General features: G+C 69.8%; 24 protein-coding genes. 8 read left to right on the top strand and 16 right to left on the bottom strand.

Annotation, left to right across the window (positions count from 1 at the left end; all coding sequences use genetic code 11):
• The first annotated feature begins 101 nt into the window (after positions 1-101).
• On the top strand, positions 102-1,442 hold the full coding sequence (locus ABH923_RS00945; RefSeq protein WP_370053186.1) for an MFS transporter: 1,341 nt from the start codon (positions 102-104) through the stop codon (positions 1,440-1,442).
• On the opposite strand, the gene ABH923_RS00940 is transcribed toward ABH923_RS00945, so the two are convergent.
• Both ABH923_RS00940 and ABH923_RS00935 read right to left on the bottom strand, forming a co-directional pair.
• A complete protein-coding gene (locus ABH923_RS00940) occupies positions 1,339-1,926 on the bottom strand; it encodes a TetR family transcriptional regulator (RefSeq protein ID WP_370053184.1) in 588 nt (195 codons plus the stop codon). The genes ABH923_RS00945 and ABH923_RS00940 overlap by 104 nt on opposite strands.
• Before the next feature lie 62 nt (positions 1,927-1,988).
• A complete protein-coding gene (locus tag ABH923_RS00935) occupies positions 1,989-4,004 on the bottom strand; it encodes an MDR family MFS transporter (RefSeq protein ID WP_370057256.1) in 2,016 nt (671 codons plus the stop codon).
• A gap of 230 nt (positions 4,005-4,234) precedes the next feature.
• On the opposite strand from ABH923_RS00935, the gene ABH923_RS00930 reads away from it, so the two are divergent.
• Positions 4,235-4,966 carry a flavodoxin family protein gene (locus ABH923_RS00930; RefSeq protein WP_370053182.1) on the top strand — a complete coding sequence of 244 codons (732 nt, stop codon included), beginning with the start codon at positions 4,235-4,237 and terminating at the stop codon, positions 4,964-4,966.
• A 6-nt stretch (positions 4,967-4,972) separates the two neighbouring features.
• Here the strand turns inward: ABH923_RS00930 and ABH923_RS00925 are convergent, their stop codons facing one another.
• A complete protein-coding gene (locus tag ABH923_RS00925; protein WP_370053181.1) occupies positions 4,973-5,485 on the bottom strand; it encodes a hypothetical protein in 513 nt (170 codons plus the stop codon).
• A 96-nt stretch (positions 5,486-5,581) separates the two neighbouring features.
• Here ABH923_RS00925 and ABH923_RS00920 point away from each other — a divergent pair, with 96 nt between their 5' ends.
• A complete protein-coding gene (locus ABH923_RS00920; RefSeq protein ID WP_370053180.1) occupies positions 5,582-6,208 on the top strand; it encodes a septum formation family protein in 627 nt (208 codons plus the stop codon).
• A 4-nt stretch (positions 6,209-6,212) separates the two neighbouring features.
• Here the strand turns inward: ABH923_RS00920 and ABH923_RS00915 are convergent, their stop codons facing one another.
• The gene (locus ABH923_RS00915) at positions 6,213-8,594 is read right to left on the bottom strand and encodes an ATP-binding cassette domain-containing protein (protein WP_370053178.1); all 2,382 of its coding nucleotides are present in this window, start codon (positions 8,592-8,594) and stop codon (positions 6,213-6,215) included.
• Between the two features lie 175 nt (positions 8,595-8,769).
• Here ABH923_RS00915 and ABH923_RS00910 point away from each other — a divergent pair, with 175 nt between their 5' ends.
• Positions 8,770-9,408: an HdeD family acid-resistance protein gene (locus tag ABH923_RS00910; RefSeq protein WP_370053176.1), complete on the top strand. Its 639-nt coding sequence runs from the start codon at positions 8,770-8,772 to the stop codon at positions 9,406-9,408.
• 13 nt (positions 9,409-9,421) lie between these two features.
• Here the strand turns inward: ABH923_RS00910 and ABH923_RS00905 are convergent, their stop codons facing one another.
• Together ABH923_RS00905 and ABH923_RS00900 are read right to left on the bottom strand one after the other, a co-directional pair.
• Positions 9,422-11,416, bottom strand: a complete 1,995-nt coding sequence (locus tag ABH923_RS00905) for a prolyl oligopeptidase family serine peptidase (RefSeq protein WP_370053174.1) — start codon at positions 11,414-11,416, stop codon at positions 9,422-9,424.
• Entirely contained in the window at positions 11,413-12,201 is a 789-nt protein-coding gene (locus ABH923_RS00900; protein ID WP_370053172.1) for an SDR family oxidoreductase, read from the bottom strand. Before ABH923_RS00900 ends, ABH923_RS00905 begins: the two co-directional genes overlap by 4 nt.
• A 141-nt stretch (positions 12,202-12,342) precedes the next feature.
• Here ABH923_RS00900 and ABH923_RS00895 point away from each other — a divergent pair, with 141 nt between their 5' ends.
• The 4 genes from ABH923_RS00895 (at position 12,343) to ABH923_RS00880 (ending at position 15,085) form a co-directional block, all read left to right on the top strand.
• Positions 12,343-12,843, top strand: a complete 501-nt coding sequence (locus ABH923_RS00895) for an NfeD family protein (RefSeq protein WP_370053170.1) — start codon at positions 12,343-12,345, stop codon at positions 12,841-12,843.
• A gap of 20 nt (positions 12,844-12,863) precedes the next feature.
• Positions 12,864-13,850 carry an SPFH domain-containing protein gene (locus ABH923_RS00890; protein ID WP_370057255.1) on the top strand — a complete coding sequence of 329 codons (987 nt, stop codon included), beginning with the start codon at positions 12,864-12,866 and terminating at the stop codon, positions 13,848-13,850.
• Positions 13,847-14,611 carry a glycerophosphodiester phosphodiesterase family protein gene (locus ABH923_RS00885; RefSeq protein ID WP_370053167.1) on the top strand — a complete coding sequence of 255 codons (765 nt, stop codon included), beginning with the start codon at positions 13,847-13,849 and terminating at the stop codon, positions 14,609-14,611. Before ABH923_RS00890 ends, ABH923_RS00885 begins: the two co-directional genes overlap by 4 nt.
• Before the next feature lie 102 nt (positions 14,612-14,713).
• Positions 14,714-15,085 carry an RNA polymerase-binding protein RbpA gene (locus tag ABH923_RS00880; protein ID WP_370053165.1) on the top strand — a complete coding sequence of 124 codons (372 nt, stop codon included), beginning with the start codon at positions 14,714-14,716 and terminating at the stop codon, positions 15,083-15,085.
• A gap of 24 nt (positions 15,086-15,109) precedes the next feature.
• Here the strand turns inward: ABH923_RS00880 and lnt are convergent, their stop codons facing one another.
• From lnt to ABH923_RS00830, 10 genes are all read right to left on the bottom strand, one after another.
• A complete protein-coding gene (lnt, locus tag ABH923_RS00875) occupies positions 15,110-16,711 on the bottom strand; it encodes an apolipoprotein N-acyltransferase (protein WP_370053163.1) in 1,602 nt (533 codons plus the stop codon).
• Positions 16,712-16,787: 76 nt separating this feature from the next.
• Positions 16,788-19,226 (bottom strand): DEAD/DEAH box helicase, encoded by a 2,439-nt coding sequence (locus ABH923_RS00870; protein WP_370053161.1) that lies wholly within the window; start codon positions 19,224-19,226, stop codon positions 16,788-16,790.
• 9 nt (positions 19,227-19,235) lie between these two features.
• Positions 19,236-19,988: a twin-arginine translocase subunit TatC gene (tatC, locus tag ABH923_RS00865; protein WP_370057254.1), complete on the bottom strand. Its 753-nt coding sequence runs from the start codon at positions 19,986-19,988 to the stop codon at positions 19,236-19,238.
• 43 nt (positions 19,989-20,031) lie between these two features.
• On the bottom strand, positions 20,032-20,316 hold the full coding sequence (gene tatA / locus ABH923_RS00860) for a Sec-independent protein translocase subunit TatA (RefSeq protein WP_370053159.1): 285 nt from the start codon (positions 20,314-20,316) through the stop codon (positions 20,032-20,034).
• Between the two features lie 3 nt (positions 20,317-20,319).
• On the bottom strand, positions 20,320-20,670 hold the full coding sequence (locus ABH923_RS00855) for a hypothetical protein (RefSeq protein ID WP_370053157.1): 351 nt from the start codon (positions 20,668-20,670) through the stop codon (positions 20,320-20,322).
• A 9-nt stretch (positions 20,671-20,679) separates the two neighbouring features.
• Positions 20,680-21,654, bottom strand: a complete 975-nt coding sequence (locus ABH923_RS00850; protein WP_370053155.1) for a helix-turn-helix transcriptional regulator — start codon at positions 21,652-21,654, stop codon at positions 20,680-20,682.
• Positions 21,647-22,696, bottom strand: coding sequence for a helix-turn-helix transcriptional regulator (locus ABH923_RS00845; RefSeq protein WP_370053154.1), 1,050 nt, complete (start codon positions 22,694-22,696; stop codon positions 21,647-21,649). The genes ABH923_RS00850 and ABH923_RS00845 overlap by 8 nt, the downstream gene beginning before the upstream one ends.
• Before the next feature lie 20 nt (positions 22,697-22,716).
• Positions 22,717-23,637 carry an FKBP-type peptidyl-prolyl cis-trans isomerase gene (locus ABH923_RS00840; protein ID WP_370053152.1) on the bottom strand — a complete coding sequence of 307 codons (921 nt, stop codon included), beginning with the start codon at positions 23,635-23,637 and terminating at the stop codon, positions 22,717-22,719.
• An 84-nt stretch (positions 23,638-23,721) separates the two neighbouring features.
• Positions 23,722-24,741 (bottom strand): tRNA (adenine-N1)-methyltransferase, encoded by a 1,020-nt coding sequence (locus ABH923_RS00835; protein ID WP_370053150.1) that lies wholly within the window; start codon positions 24,739-24,741, stop codon positions 23,722-23,724.
• Positions 24,738-25,442: an HAD family hydrolase gene (locus ABH923_RS00830; RefSeq protein WP_370053148.1), complete on the bottom strand. Its 705-nt coding sequence runs from the start codon at positions 25,440-25,442 to the stop codon at positions 24,738-24,740. Before ABH923_RS00830 ends, ABH923_RS00835 begins: the two co-directional genes overlap by 4 nt.
• Between the last annotated feature and the right edge of the window lie 76 nt (positions 25,443-25,518).

Below are 25,518 nucleotides of genomic sequence, written 5' to 3'. Positions count from 1 at the left end.
GCAGGCGCGACGGACGCCGGGAGGCCGAGGTGTGGGTTCTCGTATGGTGCAGACCGCCGCAGTCCAGCGGCCCGCTGTCGCCGCTTCGCTAGGCTGGCGGAGTGGACGACGACGCCTCAACTCCAGCCCGTGTCGTCTCTCCCCCGCCCGAAATCCTCCGCAGGCCGGCGTTCGCCCTGTTCTGGAGCGCCAGCAGCATCCGGGCGCTCGGTGGCGCGGTCTCCGGTGTCGCGTTCAACGTCCTGGTCGTCTCCGTGCTGCACGCGACGACCGTGCAGATCAGCGTCCTGAGCGCGTTGAGCGTCGTCCCGTACCTGTTCCTCGGCCTGATCATCGGCGCCCTCATGGATCGGTGGCGTCGTCAGCGAACACTGGTCATCACGAGCATCGGCCGCGCGGCCGCCCTGGCCGCGATCCCCGTTCTGATCGTCACGAACACCCTCAGTTTCTGGTCGGTCGCAGCGGTGACGCTAGTGCTCGGCGTCCTGGTGCTGTTCGCCGACTCGGCCGCTCAGCCGCTGCTCCCCCGCATCGTTCCCCGAGAATCCCTCGTCATGGCCAACGCGCGCCTCGGGCAGAGCGAAACGGTTGCCGGGACCGCTGGGCCGGCGCTCGGCGGCGCGCTCCTGAACGTTCTCGGCGCGCCCCTCCTCTTCGCTTTCGACGCCATCTTCACGGCGGTCTCGGCGGTGCTCCAGTCGCGGATCCGGGTCGACGAGCCCACTCCCGGCCCACGCGTGGCCGGCCGTCACATCGGTCACGAGATCGCCGAGGGCATGCGCTACACCTACCACCACCGGACGCTGCGGCCGCTGGCCCTGTCGATCCACACCTGGTTCCTCGGCAACAGCATCGTGATGACCGTGTTCGCGGTCTTCGTCCTCCGGGAGCTCCAGCTCCAGCCCTGGGCGTACGGGCTCGCCCTGGCATTCGGCGGCGTCGGAGGGTTCCTGGGTGCGCTCATCGCGCCACGGGTCGGCGCCCGGCTCGGCGCCGGCCGGGCAATCTTTCTCGCCAGAGCACTGGTCGTCGTGCCCTGGCTCGCCGTCGCCGTCGTGCCGGTCGACACGGCCGGCGGCGGCATCGCGCTCGTCGCGGCGGCCCAGTTCGTCTACTGCCTCTCGATGGGCATCGAGGACCCGAACGACACCGGATACCGGCAGTCCGTCGCACCGGACGCCATCCAAGGGCGGATGAACTCGACCATCCGGACCGTCAACCGCGTGGTGTTCTTCGTGGGCGCCCTCCTCGCCGGGCTCCTGGCGACGCTGCTCGGCTACCGCCTGACCATCGGCGTCGGCGCCGCGGTCTTCGTTGTCGCGGCGTCGACGGCGATCGTCACCCCTCGTCGCAGTCGAGTGCGAGGAGCTGCCGCACCGTCGCCTTCAGCTGTTCACCGATCGGCACATCGGGCGCGTTGTCGTCGTGCAGGGTCTTGCTGAGCGCGGCCATCACCAGGACGACGGCGAGTTCCGCCTCGGACCTGCTTCGTGCGCGCTGAGCGGCGAGGTCGACGTACATCTCCCGCACCTCGACCATCATGCGGGTCGCGGTCGTCAGCAGCTCCGGGCGTCGGCTCAGGAGCCGCTTGATGCTGACCAGGTCAGGGCCGTGTTCCGAACCGCTGCCGATCACCTCGCACAGGGCGATGACCAGGCTGCCGGGGTGAGCCAGGAACGCCTGCTCCACGTCCGGGTGGATGGCGGGGCCCTGGAATTCGAGGGCTGCTGCGGCCTTGGAGGGGAAGTAGTTGAAGAAGGTCCGGCCCGAGACGTCCGCCTGGTGGCAGATCTGCTCGACCGTCGTCGCGTCCAGCCCCTGCGAGTCGATGAGGCGGAAGGCCGCTTCGTGGATGGCAGTGCGGGTCTGGAGCTTCTTGCGCTCCCGGAGGCCGACGGCCTCAGGGTGGATGTCGATTGTGGTCACGATCTGATGTCTTCCGACCGAGCGGAGTGGGCGGCGTCACAGGACACCGCCCACTCCCCCGATCAGTTGGCCGGCACCGCCCGGATGCTTCCGGTCACGGTCGCGCCGCCCTCGTCGGCCTGCTGCTGCAGCGCGGAAGTCTTCCGCAGCGGCGGCACCTTGAAGAACAGGGTGAGGACGAAGGCGAGCAGGATCACTCCGAGGCCGATCGTGTAGACCAGGACCACGGAATCGTTGAACCCGACCATGAACGGCTTGCTCAGACGCTGGTCCGCGCCGTCGAGGAACGAGGTGTCGCTCGTCGAGCTGCTGGTCGAGCTGTTCGCCTTGGAGTCGCCCGACTTCAGCTTGTCGGCCAGCGTCGGGGTGAGCTTGTCGACGTAGAAGCCGCGCTGGCTCGCGTTCGCCCAGTTCACTTCGACCGTCCCGTCGACGACCGTGGCGTGCGCCGCCTTCGCGACCGCGGCGAGTGCTGCGGCCTCGGCCTGCGGCGTGGCCGCCGCGACCTGCTGGGCGATGATCGGCGCCGCGGCCTCGGCCGGGATGTGCCCGGCGGCGACCTGCGCGTCGACAGCGGCGGTGACCTTGTCGGTCACGGCGGCGTCGGCAGCGGCCTTCGCCTTCGTCACGCCGGCGGCGAGCTCGTCCTGGATGCTCGCCTCGATCGGGGTGACGATCGGCGTCCAGAGCTGCTTCATGATCGCCTTGTTGTGCGGCGCGGTCGCGACCTCCGGCGTCAGAGCGGCATCCAGTGCCGAGCTCAGGGTCTTCTGGTCGGCCGTCGCCGTGACGATGTTGCCCGGCAGGGCGGCGAAGAGCACAGAGAGCAGCACGGCGACACCGAGGGTTCCACCGATCTGGCGGAAGAAGGTGGACGCGCCGGTGGCGACGCCCATCTGGTTCGGCGCGACCGCGTTCTGGCTGGCCAGGGTGAGCGTCTGCATCATCTGGCCGAGTCCGAGCCCGATGAGGAACATCGCGATCATCAGGAACCAGAGCGGCTTGTCGATGGTGAGGAAGGTCAGCACGAAGAAGCCGGCCGCCGTGAACAGCGTTCCCGTGACGGGGAAGATCCGGTACTTGCCCGTGCGGGCGATGATCTGGCCCGACGCGATCGAGGCGATCATCAGGCCGGCCATCATCGGCAGTGTGGCGAAGCCGGAGGCCGTCGGGCTCAGCCCGAAGACGATCTGCAGGTACAGCGGCAGGGTCAGCATGGCACCGAACATCCCGAAGCCGACAAGCACTCCGAGCACGGTCGCCATCGAGAACACCCGCGAACGGAACAGGCGCAGCGGGATGATCGCGTCGTCCTTCATGGCACGCTCGATGAGGATGAAGGAGATCAGGCCGACCGCGGCGATCACGTAGCAGCTGATGGAGGCGACGGAGCTCCAGCCCCAGTCACGCCCCTGCTCTGCGACCAGCAGCACGGGGACGAGCGTCACGATGACCGCGGTCGCACCCCACCAGTCGATGCGGGGCTTCGCGGCCTTGTGGAACTTCGGCAAGTGCAGGAACGCCAGCACCATGAGAAGCGCGACGATACCGATCGGGACGTTGATGAGGAAGACCCAGCGCCATCCGGTGACGAAGAGGATCTGGTTGGCGCCGGCGAACAGGCCGCCGATGAGCGGGCCGATGACCGACGAGATGCCGAAGACGGCCAGGAAGTAGCCCTGGTACTTGGCACGCTCACGCGGAGCGAGGATGTCGCCCATGATCGCCAGCGGGAGGGACATCAGCGCGCCTGCGCCGATCCCCTGGAACGCGCGGAACGCGGCCAGCATCATCATCGACGTCGAGAACGCCGAGAGCAGGGAGCCGAGCAGGAACACGACGATTCCGAAGATGTACAGCGGGCGGCGGCCGAAGATGTCGGACAGCTTGCCGTAGATCGGGACTGCGATCGTGGACGTGATCAGGTACGCCGTGGTGACCCACGCCTGGTCGTTGAGTCCGTGGAGGTCGTCGCCGATCGTGCGGATCGCGGTACCGACGATCGTCTGGTCGAGCGACGACAGGAACATTCCGGCCATGAGGCCGTAGATGACGAGGAGAATCTGCCGGTGCGACATGATCGGCTTCGATTCGCGCGGCGCGGGCGCCGCTGGCTGCACCCTCACGGGCGCGGTGGTTGTAGACAAGACGGGTTCCTTTGGAGGCGATACGGTTTTTGCAGGCAGTGCAACAATACACGAATGCACATCTGCGTTTGCTGCAAATGATCACAATTCGTGAAGAAAGTTCCTCCACCGCCTGATCGGACCGCTGGACAGCCCGGCGGCCGCTCTCTACCGTGAGACCCATGAGCCCACGGGACATCGACTACAGCGATCTGAAAGCGCTCTTCATCAACACGACCCTCACCCGCTCCCCCGGCCGCAGCCACACCCAGTCACTGGTCGACGTGAGCGCGTCGATCATGTCCGACCAGGGTGTGCAGGTCGATCAGTTCCGCGCCGTCGACCACCCGATCGCCACGGGCGTCTACCCGGACATGCGCGAGTACGGCTGGGAGGTGGACGCCTGGCCCGACCTCTTCCCGCGGGTGCTCGCCGCCGACATCCTCGTGATCGCCGGCCCGATCTGGCTCGGCGACAACAGCAGCGAGACCAAGAAGATCATCGAACGGCTCTACGCGCACTCGGGCGAGCTGAACGAGAAAGGCCAGTGGCTCTACTACGGCCGGACGGGCGGCTGCCTCATCACCGGCAACGAGGACGGCATCAAGCACTGCGCATCCAACGTGCTGTACAGCCTTCAACACATCGGCTACTCGATCCCTCCGCAGGCGGACGCCGGCTGGATCGGCGAGGCCGGACCGGGCCCCAGCTACGGCGACGACGCCGGCGACGGCCGCCGCGTGGGGTTCGACAACGACTTCACGAACCGCAACACGACCTTCCTCACCTGGAACCTCCTGCACCTGGCCCGGCTGCTGAAGGACGCCGGCGGCTTCCCCGACTACGGCAACCAGCGCAAGGAGTGGGACGCGGGGACCCGGTTCGACTTCCCGAACCCCGAGTACCGGTCGTGACGCCGGTCAGGAGGCCGGCGGAAGCGTGAACGCGAACCGGTCTTCCGCGGAGAACCGGTACTCGTCGTCGCAGCGGTAGCCGCGCAGCCACTGCACCCCGTCGACCACGCGCAGGTAGTAGCCCTTCGGGAACTCGACATCCTCGCTCAGCGGCGCGGCCGCCACCTTGATCGACCCGGCCGGCGAGCGTCCCGCCGACAGGACCGAATCGGGCGCGTTCGGCTGCGACCGCATCGCCAGCCGGAGGTACGGGCCGGTGTCGGGCGGGCACAACCACAGTCCCTGCTCGCGCGCGGCTGCGAAGACCTGCGGGAGGTTCCCGCCGTCGCCGAGGCCCAGCTCGCCCACACTGCGCTCGACAATGGTCAGCTCCACCGTATCCCGCGCGTCGAAGGCCTCGTGATCCAGCAGCGTCTCGGCGTGCGCGTTCAGCAGGACACCGTGCGATCTCAGGGCCGTGCGCAGGTCCGTGCGGGAGGCTCCGCCGACGGTCAACGTGATCGGTTCGGCGACTTCCATCCCTCCAGGCTACCCAGCCGCGTCACGACCGCGCTCCGACCGGGCCTCCCGCGTATGACTGCTCGCGATCTCGACGGCCGACCGTAGGATGAGGCGGTGAGAGACCGCCGATCCCCCGCGAGCCCGGACGGCCTGTCGCGCCGCGGCTGGATCGTCCTCGTGGCCGCGACCGCCGCCGCCGCTGTCGTCCTCCTCTCGGTCGCCGCCTTCGCGGGCGGCCTCCCCGCCGGCCACGCCCGGGCCGACCTGACGGCATCCCCGTCCGGCACCCCGCACCCGCTCGATCCGGCTCCCACGCCGCTCGGGCTGCCGCCGCGCCCGACCCACACGCCGCCGGTCGCGACCGTGCCGGAGCAGCCGGTCGGCAGCATCGCCACCGGCGCGTGCCTCCAGGTCTTCCCCTCGCCGTGGGAGAGCTCCTACCCCGTCATCGACTGCGCGTCGCCGCACATCGCCCAGGTGATCTCGCAGGGCGCCCTCCCCCAGTCCGCCGGCGCGCCGTTCCCCGGCGCGCAGGCGCTCAACACACAGGTCGGCGACCTCTGCACCGCCCCCGGCATCCTGGACTGGAACTGGGTCGCGGTGTGGAACGAGGACGTCCAGGTGGAGCTGCGCTATCCGAACAGCGCCAACCAGTGGGCGTCGGGAGACCGCGCCTACGAGTGCTTCGTCGACACCTTCTCGCGTCACGAGCTCACCGGGACCGCCGTGGCGGCCCACTAGGACGTCACGCCCCCACGTACTCCGCCAGGTGCTGCCCGGTCAGCGTCGAGCGCGACGCCACCAGCTCCGCGGGCGTCCCCTCGAACACCACTCGGCCGCCATCGTGGCCGGCGCCCGGGCCGAGGTCCACGATCCAGTCGGCGTGCGCCATCACGGCCTGGTGGTGCTCGATGACGATCACCGACTTGCCCGAGTCGACCAGCCGGTCCAGGAGGCCGAGGAGCTGCTCGACGTCGGCCAGGTGCAGGCCGGTGGTCGGCTCGTCCAGCACGTAGACGCCGCCCTTCTCGGCCATGTGCGTCGCCAGCTTCAGGCGCTGCCGTTCGCCGCCGGACAGCGTCGTCAACGGCTGGCCGATGGTCAGGTAGCCGAGACCGACGTCCGCCAGACGCTGCAGGATGGCGTGGGCGGCCGGGATGCGCGACTCGCCGCTCGCGAAGAACGTCTCGGCCTCCTCCACGGACAGCGCGAGCACCTCGCTGATGTCCAGGCCGCCGAACCGGTACTCCAGCACCGACGCGTCGAAGCGCTTGCCCTCGCACACCTCGCACACCGTCGAGACGCCGGCCATCACGCCGAGGTCGGTGTAGATGACGCCGGCGCCGTTGCAGTTCGGGCAGGCGCCCTCGGAGTTCGCGCTGAACAGCGCAGGCTTGACGCCGTTGGCCTTCGCGAACGCCTTGCGGATCGGCTCCAGCAGGCCGGTGTACGTGGCCGGGTTGCTGCGCCGTGAGCCGCGGATGCCGGCCTGGTCGACGGAGACGACGCCCTCGCGCGGGGACACCGAACCGTGAATGAGTGAGCTCTTGCCGGAGCCGGCCACGCCGGTGACCACGACGAGCACGCCGAGCGGGATGTCGACGTCCACGTCCTGCAGGTTGTGCGACGTCGCGCCGCGCACCTCCAGCCGCCCGGACGGCGCGCGCACCGACGCCTTGACCGTCGCCCGATCGTCCAGGTGCCGCCCGGTAAGCGTGCCGCTCGCGCGCAGGCCCTCGATGGTCCCCTCGTAGACGATCTCTCCCCCGGCCGTGCCCGCCCGCGGCCCGAGGTCGACCACGTGGTCGGCGATGACGATCATCTCCGGCTTGTGCTCCACCACCAGCACGGTGTTGCCCTTGTCGCGGAGCTGCACGAGCAGCTCGTTCATCCGGCGCATGTCGTGCGGGTGAAGGCCGACCGACGGCTCGTCGAAAACGTAGGTGATGTCGGTGAGGGACGACCCCAGGTGACGGATCATCTTCGTGCGCTGCGCCTCCCCGCCCGACAGCGTGCCGGACGGCCGGTCGAGCGACAGGTAGCCGAGGCCGATGTCCACGAAGGAGTCGAGGGTGCCCTGGAGGCCGGCCAGCAGCGGCGCCACAGACGGCTCGTCCAGCCCGCGCACCCACTCCGCGAGGTCGCTGAGCTGCATCGCGCCCACGTCGGCGATGCTGACGCCGCGGATCAGCGACGACCGCGCGCCCGCGTTGAGCCGCGTCCCTCCGCACTCCGGGCAGGGCGCGAAGGTGACCGCGCGCTCCACGAACGCCCGGATGTGCGGCTGCATGGCCTCGATGTCCTTCGACAGCATCGACTTCTGCACGCGCGGCACCAAACCTTCGTAGGTGAGGTTGATGCCGTTGATCTTGACCTTCACCGGCTCCTTGTAGAGGAAGTCGTGCAGCTCGGTCTCCGAGTAGTCCCGGACCGGCTTGGCCGCGTCGAAGAAGCCGGACTCGCTGAACATCCGCACCGACCAGCCGTCCGCGGTGTAGCCGGGCACCGTGATCGCGCCGCCGGACAGCGACTTCGACTCGTCGTAGAGCTGGGTCAGGTCGATCTCGGAGGCGGTGCCCATCCCCTCGCAGCGCGGGCACATCCCGCCGGTCTGCTCGAAGCTGCGCTTCACCGTCCCCTTGCCCTCGATGGAGATGGCGCCGGAGCCGCGCACGGTCGGGATGTTGAACGAGAAAGCCTGCGGCGAGCCGATGTGCGGTTGCCCGAGCCGGCTGAACAGGATGCGCAGCATGGCGTTCGCGTCGGTGACCGTGCCGACGGTGGACCGCGCGTTGGCGCCCATCCGCTCCTGGTCGACGAGGATCGCCGTGGTGAGCCCTTCCAGCACGTCCACGTCCGGCCGCGCGAGCGACGGCATGAAGCCCTGCACGAACGCGCTGTAGGTCTCGTTGATGAGGCGCTGCGACTCGGCGGCGATCGTCCCGAACACCAGCGAGCTCTTTCCGGAGCCGGACACCCCGGTGAACACGGTCAGGCGACGCTTCGGCAGCTCGACGCTGACGTCCTTGAGGTTGTTCTCACGGGCGCCGCGGACCCGGATGACGTCGTGGCTGTCCGCCCGCTCCTGTCCGCCCTCGGCCGTTGTCGCGCTGGTCGCCGTGGTCATCGCCGTGCTCCGTCCGTTCGGTGTCGCTTCCGATCTAACCAGGTGCCTCCGACCCGCTCCCCTCCCCGCGACCGCGGCGTCGCGAGAATGGGTCTGATATGCACAGGAGATTTTCAGTATTCTGCGCGTAAGCGGCCATCCGACAACGTGGCCGAACGACAGAAGGGTGCGTGCGATGTCCTCCACCGATCCTCTCGACTCCGCGGTCCGTGACCTCTCGCTGGACGCGTCGGAGATGACGCGTTCAGCCATCAACGCAATGCGAGCCGTGATGGGAGTCAGCGGCGCGGTCGCGGTCGTCCTCGGCGTCGTGCTGCTGTTCTGGCCCGCCAAGACCATCGCCGTGCTGGCCGTGTTCCTCGGCATCTACTTCCTCATCGCCGGCATCATGCGGCTGGGCGTCGGGATCTTCGCCCGCGGCATCGGGGGCGGCATCCGCACGCTCAACATCATCCTCGGCGTGCTGCTGGTGTTCCTCGCCATCGTGACTCTGAAGAACGTCTCGACCGCGGCGACCGTCCTGGTGATCTTCGCCCTCGCCTTCATCGGCGTCGGCTGGATCATCGAGGGCATCATGGCGCTGGTGGAGGCCGGGCGTGCGCGCTCCGCCGGGTGGGCGATCGCGTACGGCATCCTCAGCATCGTCGCGGGGCTCGTGGTGCTGTTCCTGCCCGCGTCGTCGGCCGTGTTCCTGATCCTGTTCGCCGCGATCGCGCTGATCGTGCTCGGCATCATCGGGATCGTCCGGGCCTTCACCTTCGGCCGCGAGGTGCTGAAGACGAGCGCGGCGCCCGCCGCGCCCGCCGCCGCCTAATGCAGGACGCCGCTTAGCGCCGCGCCTTCACGGGCAGGTGCCGGTCCCACCAGTCCAGGATGATCTCGAACCGCTCGCGACGGTGCCGCGGGCGTCCGCTGCGGCTCAGCTCGTGGTCCTCCCCGGGGAAGATCACGAGCTCGGCCTCGACGCCGCCACGCTTCAGGGCCGCGTAGTACCGCTCGGCCTGGCCGAGCGGGCAGCGCAGGTCGCTGGACGAGTGCAGTACCAAGGTAGGCGTCCGCACTCTGTCGACCACGGCCTGCGGGCTCTGCGCCGCGATCCCGGACGGATCGGTGCCGGTGTACTCGTCGCTGAAGAAGCTGCCGATGTCGCTGGTGCCGATGAAGGCGGCAGGGTCGAGGTAGCCGCGCTCCACGATCGCCCCGGCGAAGCGGTGGTCGTGGGCGATCGTCCACGCGGTCAGGTAGCCGCCGTAGGAGCCGCCCATCACGCCGACGCGCTCGGCGTCGAGGCCGGGGGTCTCGGCGATCGCGCCGTCCAGGAAGTCCAGGACGTCCGCCAGGTCGACGGTGCCCATCCGCTGCCGGATGACGCGGCCGTGGTCCTGGCCGTAGCCGGCCGACCCGCGCGGGTTGCACATCACCACGGCGTAGCCCGCCGCTGCATAGACCTGAGCCTCGTCGAACAGCGCCGCGGTGTAGGCGGCGAACGGCCCGCCGTGGATGTTCAGGAGCACGGGATGCGGTCCCGTACCCTCCGGGGCCACGACCCAGCCGTGGATCGGATAGCCGTCGCGGCCCGTCACCGTGAGCTCGCGCGGGGCGATCACGCCGGCCGCGCGCAGGGCGCGGGAGAAGTCGGTGAGTCGCCGGAGGCCGTCGCCGTCGATCACGGCGACGTCGCCCGCGGTGGCGGCGTCGGAGACGCTCACTACGATCGTCCCGCCTGCCGCGCCGGCGCCGCTCACCACGGCGAGGTCGTCGGTGAGCCTGCGCGCGGCGCCGTCGGCCTCCACCTCGGTCAGGACGAGCGCGCCCCGGCGGCGGTCGCACACCAGCACGCTGTCGTCGCGGAAAGCGACGATGTCCGACTCGGTGAGGTCGACGGTCTCCGGATCGGTCAGCAGGCGCGGAGCGGCCCCCGGGTGGTCGATCACGTACAGCGCGGTGTTCTTCGCCACGAAGTCCCTGCCGCCCTGCCCCACGTCCTGCGCGCTGAAGTAGAGCGCGCCGTTGAGGCCGTAGGCTACGGCGACGACCGAGAAGCTGCCGTGCTCCCCCGTCGCGTCGGAGGGCTCCCTGCCGCCGTCGACAGGCACCAGGAAGACGTTCGAGCGGAGGTCGTCGTCCCGGCTGCCGTGCCGGGCCGAGACGAACGCGAGCGTCGAGCCGTCCGGCGAGAACGCGATCGTCGAGTCGTCCCAGTCCCCGCTGGTCAGCGCACGCGGCGTCGCCACCGCCGGCGCCGGCCGGCTCGAGCCGTCGGCCTCCGCGATCGGCGCCACCGGCGGCTCCGCCCAGACGTCCGGGACGGACACGATGTAGACGTGCGAGCGCCGGTCGGTGATGTAGCCGAGTCCGTTCGACTGATATTTCAGCGTGTCGATCCGGCGGGCGCGCTCCCCGTTCGGGTCGATGCCCTCCACCGTGCCGTAGCGCCCCTGCTCGGGGTCGCGGCTGACGAACGCGAGCGAACGGCCGTCCGGAGCCCAGGCGAACTCGGTCACGCCCAGCTTGCGGTCGGTGGCGACCACCGGCTCGCCGCCGGCGGCGTCGACCACCATGAGCTGCGACGGCGACTTCGGCCCGCCGCGCAGGAATGCGATCAGACGCCCGTCCGGCGAGAACGCCGGGGCGCTGTCGCGGAAGCCGCGCGTGAGGCGCCGCGGCGCCGCGTGCCCGGACAGCGGGATGTTCCAGAGCTGCCCGATCGTCGCGTCCGCGGCCAGCGAAGGATGCGTGACCGAGACGACCGCGCGGCCTCCTGCCGGGTGGACGGTGGGGCGCGAGACTCCGGTCAGGAGCTCGAGGTCGGCGGGCCTCATTCGCTGATCGGCTCGAAGCTGGAGACGTCGCCGACGAGGCGGGTGTGGTCGGCCGGCACCGGGTCGACCACCGCGGATGCGACCTCCGCGGCGAACTCGCCGACGTTGTAGAGGCGGCCTGCTGCCTCCTTGCGGGCGTCGATCGCGCCGGGGTTCAGCCGGTTGAGCAGCGTCGCGGTGATGGTTCCCTCGATCATGTCGCCGGAGACGACGACGAACTCGATGCCCTGCGCGTCGAGCTCGGGGAGCAGCGACCGCAGCGCGTCCTCGCCCGCCCGCTTGCTCAGCGCGACGGCTTCGTACTCGGGCATGGTCGGCGTCGATCGGATGAAGTGCGCCTGGTGGCTGGTGACGAACACGACGCGCGAGCCGGCGGCCATCAGCGGCAGCGCCGACGTCAGGACGTTCACCTGCGCGTCGCGGTTGAGCTGCATGGCGTAGTCCTCGGCCATCCCGGACTCCATGCCGCCGGAGGCGTTCAGGACCAGGATGTCGAGGCCGCCCCACTCGGTGTCGATCGCCCGGAACAGCGCGCCGACCGACGTCGGGTCGGTCAGGTCGGCGCCGACGGTGATCGCGCTGCCGCCCTGCTCGCGGATCGCGTCGGCCAGCTTGACCGCACGCGCCTCCTTGTTGCGGTAGTTGATCGCGACCGCGGCGCCGGCGTCGGCCAGGTACTGCACGGTGTCGGCGCCGATGCCGCGCGACGAACCGGTGACGAGGGCGCGTTTGCCGGTGAGGCTGCCCTGCGCGAGCGGGCTGGCGGACGCGGAAGCGTTGGACACGGGTACTCCTAGAGCGTTGGACGACACGGCTTTCTGAGACTACCAAGTGCGTTCCGTCCAGTGGGCCGCGGGAATGCTAGCGTTCTAGCAAGTACATAGTGATGTGTAGACACATGGTGATGTGTAGAGAGGGGGCCGCTCATGGACATCACGTCCTTCGCGTGGATCGCCTGGCTCGTCCTCATCCTCGTGTTCGTGATCATCGAGATGCTGACGCTCGACTTCGTCTTCCTCATGATCGCGATCGGCAGCTTCGGAGGGCTGATCTCCGGGCTGTTCGGTGCGCCGTGGTGGCTGCAGCTCATCATCGCCGCCGCGATCTCGGTGGTCCTGGTGTTCTTCATCCGGCCGCCGTTGCTGCACAGGCTCAAGCGTGGCGGCGACCCCACGAAGAGCAACGTCGATGCGCTGATCGGCATGAACGGCGTCGTCGTCTCGACCGTCTCGCGCACCGCGGGACTCGTTAAGCTGTCCGTCGGGGAGACCTGGACCGCGCGGCTCTCGCCCGCCCAGTCCGGCCCCGCCGAACTGGTGCCGGGCGAGCACGTCATCGTCCTGAGCATCGAGGGCGCGACGGCCGTCGTCGCCCCGTCACCGGTGTCGGCGGGAGCCGGCGACCTCACTGAGAGGAGCCTGACGTGACCCAAGTCACCCAGCTCGTCGTGACCATCGTGGTCTCGATCATCATCCTGGTGATCGCGATCTTCGTTCTGGTCACGCTGTTCCGCGCCATCCGGATCATTCCGCAGGCGCGGGCCGGGGTGGTGGAGCGGCTGGGCCGGTACCACAAGACGCTCACCCCAGGCCTCAACGTCGTCGTCCCGTTCATCGACAAGGTGCGCCCGCTCATCGACCTCCGCGAGCAGGTCGTCTCGTTCCCGCCGCAGCCGGTGATCACCGAGGACAACCTCGTGGTCTCGATCGACACCGTCGTGTACTTCCAGGTCACCGACGCCCGTGCGGCGACGTACGAGATCGCCAACTACCTCGGCGCCGTCGAGCAGCTCACCACGACCACCTTGCGTAACGTGGTCGGCGGCCTGAACCTCGAGGCCGCCCTGACCAGCCGCGACAACATCAACGGCCAGCTCCGCCTGGTGCTCGACGAGGCCACAGGCAAGTGGGGCATCCGAGTATCCCGCGTCGAGCTGAAGGCGATCGACCCGCCCCTGTCCATCCAGGACTCGATGGAGAAGCAGATGCGCGCCGAGCGCGACCGTCGTGCGGTGATCCTGACGGCGGAGGGCACCAAGCAGTCCGAGATCCTCAACGCGGAGGGCATGCGGCAGGCCTCGATCCTCAAGGCGGAGGGCGACGCGAAAGCGGCCGTGCTGCGCGCAGAGGGCGAGGCGAAGGCGATCACCACCGTCTTCAGCGCCATCCACGAGGGCAACCCGGACAACCTGCTGCTGGCCTACCAGTACCTGCAGACGCTGCCGAAGCTCGCCGAAGGCTCCGCGAACAAGCTCTGGATCATCCCGAGCGAGCTCACGGAGGCGCTGAAGGGCATCGGTCAGGCGCTGGGCCCGAAGGGCGCGGCCGCGGCCGGGCTCGGCGTGGTCCCGGCAGCCGCTCAGGCCGCTCCGTCCGTGGAGGCGGCTGGCGCCGGCGCCACGGGTCCGACTCCGCCGCCCGCTCCCCCGGCGTGACGTTCCTCGACGGGCCGCGGCCGCGCATCATCGCGCACCGCGGCCTGGCGTCGGACGCGCCGGAGAACACCCTGCTCGCCTTCCTGAAGGCGCTGAGCGCGGGTGCGACCCACCTGGAGACGGACGTGCACGCGTCCGCGGACGGCGAGGCGGTGATCAGCCACGACCCCGACCTGTCCCGGGTGGCCGGCCGCGAGGTGCGTGTCGACCAGCTCACCCTGGCCGAGCTGCGGCGCATCCCGCTCGGCCACGGCCAGTCCTTCTCCTCGCTCGCCGAGGCGCTGGACGCCTTTCCGGAGGCGCGCTTCAACATCGACATCAAGGACGAGCGCGCCGCGGCTCCGACTGCGGCCGCGATCGTGAAGACGCGCGCGGCCGACCGGGTCCTCCTCACGAGCTTCTCGGCGGCGCGCAGGAGGGCCGCCACCTCCGCCCTCCCGGACGTCGCGGTGTCGCCCTCCGTCTCGGAGTTCGTGCCGGCGCTGATCGGCTCGAAACTCGGTACGCGCCCGCTCACCCGGCGCGCCCTGCGCGGGTTCGCCGCCGTGCAGATCCCGGAGCGCCGCGGCCCGGTGCGCCTGGTCACCGCCCGCACGGTCCGCGCGATCCAGGCCGCGGGAGCCGAGGTGCACGTCTGGACGGTCGACGACGTCGCCGACATGACGCGGCTGCTCGACCTCGGAGTCGACGGAATCGTCACCAACCGCTGCGACCTCTTGAAAGCCCTGGTCAGCGCTCGAAGTGAGTCGCCTTCCCTTTAGTGACGCTGTGAGCCCACTGAGAGAAGGGAGCACGCGGAAAGAGAATCCCCAGCTTGCTGGTTTATAAATGGTGACGATTCGCGCGAAGAGGAGACCACACAGATGGCAGATCGCAGCTTGCGCGGAATGAGGCTTGGCGCCCAGAGCTTACAAAGCGAAGAAGGCGTCGTCTACTCTCCGCGTTCCCGTTACACCTACCTGTGCCCCGACTGCGGCACGGAGACCGAAATGGTCTTCTCCGCCGAGGCCGAACCTCCCAAGGGCTGGGAGTGCAAGCACTGCGGCCACGAGGCCCGCTTGCTGGTCGACGACAAGCCCGTCGAGATCGACCACTCGGACGTCAAGACGCCGCGCAGCCACTGGGACATGCTCCTGGAGCGCCGCACCCGGGCCGAGCTCGAAGAGCTCCTCGAGGAGCGGCTGCAATACCTGCGCGCACGCCGCGGGACGACCGAGCACAAGTACTCGGCCTGATACTCGGCACCTGTTGAGCCGCTCTCACCGTTCCGGTGGGAGCGGCTTTCTCGTGTCAGGCGCCGGCAGCCTCCGGCACAGCGCGGCCGCCAGCAGGCCGAAGAGCCCGAGGCCCGCGACGAGGAACTCGATGCCGCGGCTGAGCAGCGTGGACGGCGTCGTCGTGGTGCCGAGCGGCACGTCCGCGACCATGTGGCCGGGCTGGAACGGCGGGATCATGGTGATCGTCTTCCCGTCGGGAGCGATGATCTGGCTGCTGCCGACGGTCGAGATGTTGACCAGGGCCCTGCCCGACTCGATCGCGCGCAGCCGGGCGATGGCGAGCTGCTGCTCGTTCTCGTCGGTCTTGCCGAAGTCGGCGTTGTTGGTCTGGGCCAGGATGACCTGGGCGTCGTCGTTCATCATGTCGGTGAGGAGCTGGTCGTCGACGATGTCGAAGCAGATCGAGATGCCGGCGCGCACTCCCCCGACATCGAACACGTTGTCGCGGGTCCCCGGCGTGTAGTCGCGGCCGATGAGGTCGATGAGCGACGGCGCGAACGGCCGCCAGAACGACCGGTCGGGCACGTACTCGCCGAACGGCACGGGGTGCTTCTTGTCGTAGTAGTCGACGGCGCCCTTCCCGGCCTCCCACTGCAGCGACGTGTTGAAGTACTTGCCGTCGCGGGAGGTGATCGTCCCGACGATGAAGGGCGCGCCGAACTTCCGGCTCAACGCGTCGAGGACGGAGGCGGAGCCCGGGTCTCGTGTCGGGTCCGGCTGGGCGGCGCCCTCCGGCCAGACCACCATGTCGAGCTTCTTCGCGCCGGTCGACTGCGAGGCCGGGATCTTCAGCGTCTCGGTGATCTGAGTGTCCAACACCGCGCCCTCCGGGGCGTTGTCGAAGTAGCCGGCGGGTCCGTTGCCCTGCACGGCGGCGATCCGGGTGGTGCCGTGCGTCGTCGCCGGCCAGGACGGAACGGCCAGCACAATGGCGATCGCGCCGAGCGCGACAGCGCAGCGCACGAGCGCTCGCACGTCCACGGCGAAGAACAGCTCGAGGAGGAGCGCCACCAGCCACACCATCACGAAGCTGAGGCCGGAGATGCCGAGCCAGGCGACCAACGGGGCGTACGGGCTGAGCGACTGCGACTCCGCCACCCGGCCCCAGGAGAAGCCGCCGTACGGCCAGTTGCCCGTCACGTACTCCCGCAGCACCCAGAGCCCTGCGACGATCACGGGCGTCATCCCGAGCCGGCCGGCGATGCCGGGCCAGGCCTTCGGCGCCCAGCGGTAAGCCAGCGTGAGGAGGACGCCGCCCGCGCCCCAGAACAGCGCCTCCAGCGTCGAGAGCGCGACCCACGGCACAGGGCCGAGATACAGCGACGTCCAGGAGACGTGCACCAGATAGAAGGCCTCGCCCGCGAGCCAGCCGACCAGGAACGCGTTCCCGGATGTCCGCCCGCGCTGCGCGAGGAGCACCATCCCGATGCCGACGAAGGTCAGCGGCCACAGGTTCTGACCGGGGAAGCCGGCGGCGAGGACGGGACCGGCGCCGATCGCGACGAGGACCGCGAGCCAGAGCGGAAGCGGCGCCGGCGGCAGCGCAGCGCGCCGCGATCGGCGGGCGCGCGGCGTTCGGGTCACGAAGGGAGAGCTTAAAGCATCCCGCTCTGCGTCCCGCACAGCCACGGGACCTGCGTTCTCAGGCAACGGGTCTCCCTCACGCAACGGCGGAGTACGCGACGATGCCGCGGCGGATCGACTCCAGCGCCTGACGTGCCGTGCGACCGACGTTCCCCTGCGCGACCAGGGAGAGCTGGTCGAGGAGGTCGATCGTCTGCTTCGTCCAGCGGACGAAGTCGCCCGCGGCCATGTCGGCCTCGCGCAGCACGACGTCCAGCGCCGCCCCGCGCGCCCACTGGTGCATCGCCAGCGCCAGCGCCGTGGAGACGGGCTCGCTGCCCGGGAGGCGGTTGTCGCGCTCCAGGTCGTCCAGTCGGGCCCAGAGATCGGTCGTGCGCTCCAGGGCCGGGCGGAAGGCGCCGCGCGGGAGGTTGCGGTCGTGGGCGAGCCCGTCGTCGCGGCGCGGCTCGAAGACCAGCGCGCACGCCATCGCGGCCAGGCCCGCGGCGTCGAGCTCCTTCCAGTAGCCGCGGCGCAGGCACTCGGCGACGAGCAGGTCCCGCTCGCCGTAGATGCGCTTGAGAGTGCGGCCGTGCACGGTCAGCTCCGTCTCGCCGTCCTCCGCGGTCAGGTAGCCGAGTTCGAGGAGTACGTCGGAGACGCGGTCGAAGACCTTCGCGACCGCACCCGTGCGGGACTGGATCTGGGCGCTCAGCCGGTCGGTGTCGCGCTTGAGCTTCCACCAACGCTCCGACCAGCGGGCGTGCTGCTCGCGGTCCGGGCAGCGGTGGCAGGGGTGATCCCGCATCCGCTTCCGCAGCCCGGCGAGCTGGCGCTGGCGCCGCTCGCGGTCGGCCTTGGAGGCGTTCTCGATGCGCTGACCCTTCTTCTCCAGGTCGCTGAGCTCACGGCGGATGCGCGAGTACTCACGGAAGTCGCCGAGGTGGCACTCCATCGCCTTCTCGTAGCCGGCGAGGGACTCCTCCTGCTGGCGCACCTTGCGGGCGAGGTCGACCACCGCGCGGTCCGCCTGGAACTGCGCGAACGACGACTCCAGGATCTCGCGGGTGCGCACCCGCCCGAACTGGTCGATCAGGTTGACGGCCATGTTGTAGGTGGGCCGGAAGCTCGAGTTGAGCGGATAGCTGCGGCGGGAGGCCAGCGAGGCGACCGACTGCGGGTCGAGGCCGTCCTCCCACTGGATGACGGAGTGCCCCTCGACGTCGATGCCGCGGCGCCCGGCGCGGCCCGTGAGCTGGGTGTACTCCCCCGGGGTGATCGGCACGCGGGCCTCGCCGTTGAACTTCTCCAGCTTCTCCAGCACGACGGTGCGGGCAGGCATGTTGATGCCCAGCGCGAGCGTCTCCGTCGCGAAGACCACCTTGACCAGCTTGCGGCGGAAGAGCTCCTCCACCACCTCCTTGAAGGCGGGCAGCATACCGGCGTGGTGGGCGGCGACGCCGCGCTCCAGGCCCTCCAGCCACTCCCAGTAGCCCAGCACCGCGAGGTCCTCGTCCAGCAGGGTGCGGCAGCGCTCTTCGACGATGGCGCGGATCTCGTCGCGCTCGCGCTGCTCGGTGAGCCGCACACCTTCGCGCAGGGTCTGGCGGACGGCGGCATCGCAGCCGTTACGGCTGAAGATGAAGAATATCGCGGGCAGGAGGTTGTGCTCGTTCAGCATCCGGACGAAGTCCGCCCGGTTCATCCGGAACGTGTCGGGACGGCCGCCGCGCGAGTGGTAGCGCCCGACGTCGCGCGTCTGCCGGCTGGAGAGCACCCGGCCGCCGTAGCGCGCCATCTGCACGAGCTCCGGATTCACCCGGTTGGTCGCCGCCAGGCCGGACGAGTCGAACAGGTCGATCAGCTTGGTGCGCATCAGGATGTGCTGCTCCAGCGGCACGGGACGCTCCTCGGAGACCACCACGTCGGTGTCGCCGCGCACCGCCTGCAACCAGTCGCCGAATTCCTCGGCGTTGGAGACCGTGGCGCTGAGCGAGACCATCCGCACCGCCTGCGGCAGGTGGATGATGACCTCCTCCCAGACGGCCCCGCGGAACCGATCGGCCAGGTAGTGCACCTCGTCCATCACCACGTAGGCCAGATCACCGAGGAGGTCGGAGTCGGCGTACAGCATGTTGCGGAGTACCTCGGTGGTCATCACCACGATGCGGGCGTGCGAGTTGATGTTGGTGTCGCCGGTCAGCAGGCCGACCGACTCCGGCCCGTAGGCCTCGACGAACTCCTGGAACTTCTGGTTGCTCAGCGCCTTCATCGGCGTGGTGTAGAACACCTTCGCGTTCGCCTCGCGCATGGCGAGGAACACCGCGAACTCGGCGACGATGGTCTTGCCCGCACCGGTCGGCGCGGCCACGAGCACGCTGCTGCCGTTCTCCAGGCTGGCGCACGCCTCGCGCTGGAAGGGGTCCAGGTCGAAGCGCAGCCCCGCCCGGAAGGTCTCCAGCAGAGGCTGCTGCGCCCGCTGCCGCGAGGCGGCGAAGCGTTCGGCCGGGGAGAGCTGCTGCTGCTGGTCGGTCACGCGACCAGCCTATGCCGCGAGCTCGGCCTCCAGCCGCATCGCCGCCTTGGCCGCGCGGCGGTCGTGCAGCCAGGCGACGCCGTAGGCGCCGAAGTAGAGCAGCACCATCGGAACGGCCAGCAGGAACATCGAGAGCACGTCGGCCGCGGGCGTCGCGATGGCGGTGAAGAGCGCGATCATGATGATCGCCCAGCGCCAGGAGCCGATGATCGACGTGGCGCTCAGCACGCCGACGAAGTTGAGCAGCACCAGGAACACCGGCAGCACGAAGGCGACGCCGACCGCGAGGACGAGCTTGGTCACGAAGTCGATGTAGGTCTTGGCGTCGATGATCGCCGCGTCCTGCTCCGGCGCGAAGCTGGTCAGGAGGCTGACCATGTGCGGCACGAGCAGCCAGCCGGCCACGCCGCCCGCGATGAACAGCGGCACCGCGGTGAAGAAGAAGCCGAACGCGTACTTGAGCTCTTTGCGCGTCAGCGCAGGGACGAAGAACGCCCAGATCTGCCACAGCCAGACCGGGCTGGAGATGATGATGCCGATGGTGATCGCCATCTGCATCTTCAGGTCGAAGGCCCCGGTGATACTGCCGTAGTTCAGCAGCGCCTCGCGGCCCTGCTGCTTCGCGATCGCCGTGATCGGCTCGCGCAGCGCGTCCATGACGGGACCGGCGAGGATCCAGCCCGCGACCGCGCCGACCAGGAGGCCGAGCGCAGCGCGGAAGAGACGTTTACGAAGCTCGACGAAATGCTCGGCCAGCGACATCCGGCCTTCGCGGTTCTTGCCTCGCTTGGTGGAGGCCACGCAGCTACTGCTTCGGCTTGGACTCGGTCGAGTCGTTGATCGGCGCAGTGGTCGTCGGCGCAGCGGCGGTCGGCGCAGCAGGCGCAGACGTGGTGGGAGCGGCGGTCGACGCGTCGGTGTTCGCGCTGTCGTCCTTGCCGTCCTTCTTCATCTCGTCGACCTCACCCTTGAAGATGCGCATGGACTGGCCGATGCTCTTCGCGAGGGCGGGAAGCTTGGGCGCACCGAAGAGAAGGAGGATGACCGCGAGAATGATGAGCAAGTGCCATCCGGTGAGGCCGCCGAGCATGATTTACGTCCTTCTGTTCAAGTACGAGTAGCGGAACGGATCCGCCCTCACGAGTATTTTACCGCGCCTAACCTGGCGATCTCTGCGAGCTTGCCGTGCGACCTGGCGGTCGGCAACGGCCTGTTCGCGCTCTGCACGGAGCAGATCGGCATCGGCGAAGACGGCGCTGTGAAACTCAGTGTACCGCATGTCATCCGAGCGTTGCCTGAGGACGTCCGCCTTCTCGATCAGCGCGCTCGCCTCGCGTCCGGCAGCCATCACTTTGCGGAACAGCCACCAGGCGAAAAACGCGAGCATGCCGAGCAGGCCGAGCACGAGCACGACCCAGATGACGACCCACGACCACCACGGCATGCTCGGAGCCTAACGGTAGCGGTCGGCGCCCGCACGCGCCCATTCGGCGACGGTCCGGCGGGCCTCGGGAGGGTCGAGCACCGTGAGCACGCCGGCGAGGCCCGCGACCAGGCGCTTGAGGCCGTGGAAGTGGGCGACGCGCACGCTCGTGCGGATGACGCCGTCGCGCTCCTCGCGCAGCGCGCCCTCCGGGATGTAGTCCTCGATGAGGGGGATCGCTGACGCGGACACCTCGACGGTGACGAGCTGATCCTCCGGCGTGCCCTCGAAGAGCGTCTCCGGCAGCTTGAGGTCGCCCGGCCGGTAGGTGATCGGCTCCGCGGTCGTCATCAGGCCGTCGATGCGGTCGAGGCGGAAGGTGCGGATCGCGGTGCGCAGGTGGTCCCAGCCGCGCAGGTACCAGTCCTGGTCGACGGACTCGACGCGCAACGGGTCGACGCGGCGGCGCTCGCGCTCGCCGCGGGAGTTGAGGTAGTCGAACTCGAGCTGGGTGCCGGCGATGACGGCCTCGCGGATGGTCGCGAGGGCCTCGTCCGACTCGGAGCGCGCGACCGCGACCTGGCTGGGCGCCGCAGACGCGCCGCGGGCCAGTTTGGCCATCAGCGAGCCGATCACGTCTCGGTCGGCGTTCTCCGGCAGCGCGGTGAGGTACTGGAGGCCGGCGATCAGCGCGGCGGCCTCCCGGGCGGAGAACCGCGGCGAGTCGTCGATCGCCACCTGGTGGGTGAGGATGATGCGGTCGTTCTCCTCGAAGTCGTCCCAGGAGATGTCGAACAGGTCGCCCGGCTGGTACGCGTTCGTCTCGCCGGGGATGCCGGAGACGGCGATGAGCCGCACGGCGTCGCGCATGCTCTCCTCGTCCACGCCGAAGTGCTCCGCGGCCTCCGCGACGGTCACCCGGTCGCGGTCCATCAGGTACGGGACCAGCGCGAGAAGGAACGCCAGCTTGTCCTGCGCCTGCATCGGGCGCCTGCGCTCAGCCACGGCCGCTCCCCTCCCCTGCGTCCACGGCGCTCTCGTGCGCCTCGGCGACCGCCACCAGGCGCTCGACCACCTTGCCGCGGAGCTCCTCCGGGGCCAGCACCAGCACTTCGGGGCCGAAGGCCGCGAGCTGGTCGGCGAGGATGTTGATGTCGGAGAAGTTCACGGTGAGCCGGAAGGCCGCGCCCTCGTGCTCGGCCGGGACGGCGTCGCCGTAGCGCTTGCGCAGCCGGGTCGCGGCGTCGGTGCCCGCCGTCACCTCGATCTCAGCGACGTTCGCGGCCCAGATGCGCTCCAGGTCCTCCAGGGCGCGCTCGGCGAAGTCGTCGCCCTCCGGCGTGAACGTGCGGTTCGTGACCTTGACCGGCCCGACCATGCGCGAGAGCAGGAAGGTGCGCGAGCCGCCCGCCTCCTGGTCGATGCCCTGCAGATGCCAGCGGCCCTGGTGCTGCACGAGCGCGAGCGGCGCGATCGTGCGCACGCGCGACGCGCTCTCGCCGGGCTTGAGGTAGGGGAACTGGACGATCGCGTTGCGCTCCAGCGCCTGGCTCAGCGGCTCGAACGCGCTCTCGCGGGCCCGCAGTCGCGGTGCGTAGCCGACGACCGGCTCGTCGGCCTCCACGCCGAGCGAGCGCAGCTTCATCAGCGCGCGGCGCGACTCCCCCGACAGCGAGCCCTCGCGCCACACGGTGGCGGCGAGCCCGAGCAGGGTGATCTCCATCGGGGAGAACACCACGTCCGACGGGAGGTCGTATGCGCCCTTCGGGATGCGGTAGCGCAGCAGCTGGTTGTTGCCGGCGGCCTCCGGCGACTCCACCGTCTCCAGCGGCACGCCGAGCTCGCGGATGTCGTCCTTGTCGCGCTCGAACTGGCGCTCCAGGCTGCTGTTGTCGCCGTGCGCCTCGAAGCGCTGGCGATAGCCCTGGACGGTCGAGAGGATCTCGTTCTTCGTCAGGCCGTTCTCGGTCGCGAGCAGCGCCAGCACGAGGCTGAAGAGACGCTCCTCGACCGGGACGCGCGCGGGCGAAGACGAGGATCGGGGCACCCGACCATCCTAGTCGGGACTCAGCGGACTCCGAGGATGTCGACCACCCAGGCGGCGGCGGGGACGTTGCCGTTCGCCGGGGCCTCGATGACGAGCTGCGAGCCGACCTTCTGGCCGATCAGCGGCTTCAGGACCTCCTGGGGCAGCGCCTGGTTGAGCGCGCTCTGGCCGGTGCTCATCGACACGATGTCGGGCGACTTGCTCTGCCAGCTGCTCATCACGACGTTCTTCTGGTCCCAGCCGACCGCCGTGTAGTGGAGGACGACCTGCGAGGTGGCCTTGACCTCCTCGCCGTCGCCCTCCTTGAGCGTCTCGGTGCGGACGGCCTTGGGGGCGCCGCCGGAGGACGGGATCGTGATGCCAGGCTGGCCGGTCGGCGCGAGCACGACGGTCGGGAAGCCGGAGACAGAGGGACGGACCGCGCCGTTGGCCGCCGGGAGGTAGGCGTGCACGATGTCGGCGACCAGGATGGTCGTGTTGCCGGAGCCGGCGCCGCCGGAGTCCTTGGGCGAGATCGCGACAGCGACCCGCGAGCCGACCGGCGCGCAGAGCAGGCCCTTGCTGATCGCGGCGTTGGAGTTGCCGATCGTGATCGGCGTGGTGTCGCCGCCGTAGCTGCCCTTCTCGCCGACCTGGCCGGTCTGGCCGTCGAGCAGCGTGTACTGGATCTCGACCATCTGGCCGTTGATCACCGGCTGGCCGGATCCCGTGCTGATGATCGTCCGCTCGGAGCTCGTGGTGTCGACCGGCGTCGGGAAGCTGATCTTCGGCTGCTTGCCGATCGGACCTGTCGCCGTCACCAGATCGGACGCCTGGCCGCTCTTGAGGGCGGAGCCGCAATCGGCGTTTGGGTTGGACGAACATCCGGTCAGCGCGGCGGCGGCGATGCCGACGACGAGGAGGGCGACGGACGATCTTCCGAGTGCGGTAGCTCTGCGCACGGGTCCTCTTTCGATGCGAGCATTCTTCGATGCGAGCGGTGGGGGTTGTCGCGTCAGGCGACACGCCTCACGACCTCAACCATGCTAGTCGACGTGCGGGTCGCGCTCGTCACCTGGCGCGTCGGCTCCCTCGCGTGCGAGCGTCGCGCTGGCCGAGGCCTCCCGCATCCGCTTGCGCAGGCTCTTCGGACTGGACTGCCGCTCCCCCAGCGCGCCGGGTGTCCAGGCCTCGACGTCGGCGTCGTCGTAGTCGCTCTTCGACGGGCGGCGCTTGAGCTCGGGGAGGACGGTGTCCGGCGCCAGTCGGCGCGCGGTGATCAGGAAACCGGTGTGGGCGATCATCCGGTGGTCGGGGCGCACGGCGAGGCCCTCCACGTGCCAGCCGCGGACCATCGTCTCGCTCGACTGCGGGTGCGTGTAGTGGCCGGTGGCCCGGATCGCCTCGGCCACGCGCGAGAGCTGCGTGACGGTCGCGACGTAGCAGAGCACCACGCCGCCGGGCTTGAGCGCCGCGGTGACCGCGTCCAGGGTCTCCCACGGCGCGAGCATGTCGAGCACGACGCGGTCGACACTCGCGGGCTCGACGGCGGCGGTCAGCTCCTCCTGGAGGTCGCCGACGGTGACGGTCCAGTTCTCCGGATCACCGCCGAGGAAGGTCGCGGCGTTGGCGCGCGCCACGTCGGCGAACTCCTCGCGGCGCTCGAACGACAGCAGGCGGCCCTGCGGACCGATCGCGCGCAGCAGCCAGAGCGACAGGGCGCCGGAGCCGACGCCGGCCTCCACGACCGTCGCGCCGGGGAAGACATCGGCCAGGGCGATGATCTGCGCGGCGTCCTTCGGGTAGATGATCGCCGCGCCGCGGGGCATGGACATCACGAAGTCGTTGAGCAGCGGGCGGAGCGCGAGGTGCTCGACGCCGGCGTTGTTGACGACCACCGAGCCGTCAGGCAGCCCGATGATGGCGTCGTGGGCGAGGACGCCGCGGTGGCTGTGGAAGAGCTTGCCGGGCTCCAGCGTGATCGTGTTCATGCGGCCTTTGGGGCCGGTCAGCTGGACGCGGTCGCCCACCCGGAACGGTCCGGAACTGCGTCGCTCTTCGGTCATCGTGCGTCCTTATCGTTGATGGCGGCGCGCCGCCCTGCGGCCACGGCCGCGATGTCCTCGGCCGTGCGGCCCTCCAGCGTGTCCCACAGGGTGTGCTCGTCCGACTCCGGCAGCGGCACGATGTGCGGTACGCCGATCGTCGCGGCGCCGGAGGCCACGGCGGAGGACAGCCCGACCAGGGAGTCCTCGATCGCGACCGCGTCGCGCGGCTCGACGCCCAGCAGCTCGGCGGCGCGCAGGTACGGCGCCGGGTGCGGCTTGGGGTCGGTGACCTCGTCGCCGCTGACGATGATGTCGAACGCGTCGAACGGGATGGCCGCGACGATCTGCTCCGCCATGCTCCGGACCGACATGGTCACCAGCGCCGTGGGCACGCCCTGGTCGCGCAGCGAGCGGAGCAACTCACGCGCGCCGGGGCGCCACGGCACGCCCTGCTCGTCGAGGCGCTGCCGCACCCGGTCGGTCAGCCAGTGCACGATCTCGTCCGCGTCCATCGCCACACCGCGCGAACGCAGGATCTCGGCGGAGTTCCACAGCCCGAGGCCGACCAGCAGCAGACCGTCGTCGTGCGTCCAGACGCCGCCGAACGAGCCGACGAGCTCCAGCTCGGAGGCCATCCAGTACGGCTCGGTGTCGACGAGGGTGCCGTCCATGTCCCAGAAGACAGCGGCCGGCAGCGGGTTCGTGGTCAGATCGGTCACGACCGGCAAGTCTATCGCGACGGGGTCGGGGCCTATCCTGGTGAGAACGGCGGCCGACCGGCGCGCCGACGAGAGG

The organism is Leifsonia sp. EB41, from assembly GCF_041262565.1.
Taxonomy (GTDB): domain Bacteria; phylum Actinomycetota; class Actinomycetes; order Actinomycetales; family Microbacteriaceae; genus Leifsonia.
The sequence above is the reverse complement of the archived record's forward strand: the minus strand, read 5'-3'. Positions and strand labels throughout refer to the sequence as shown.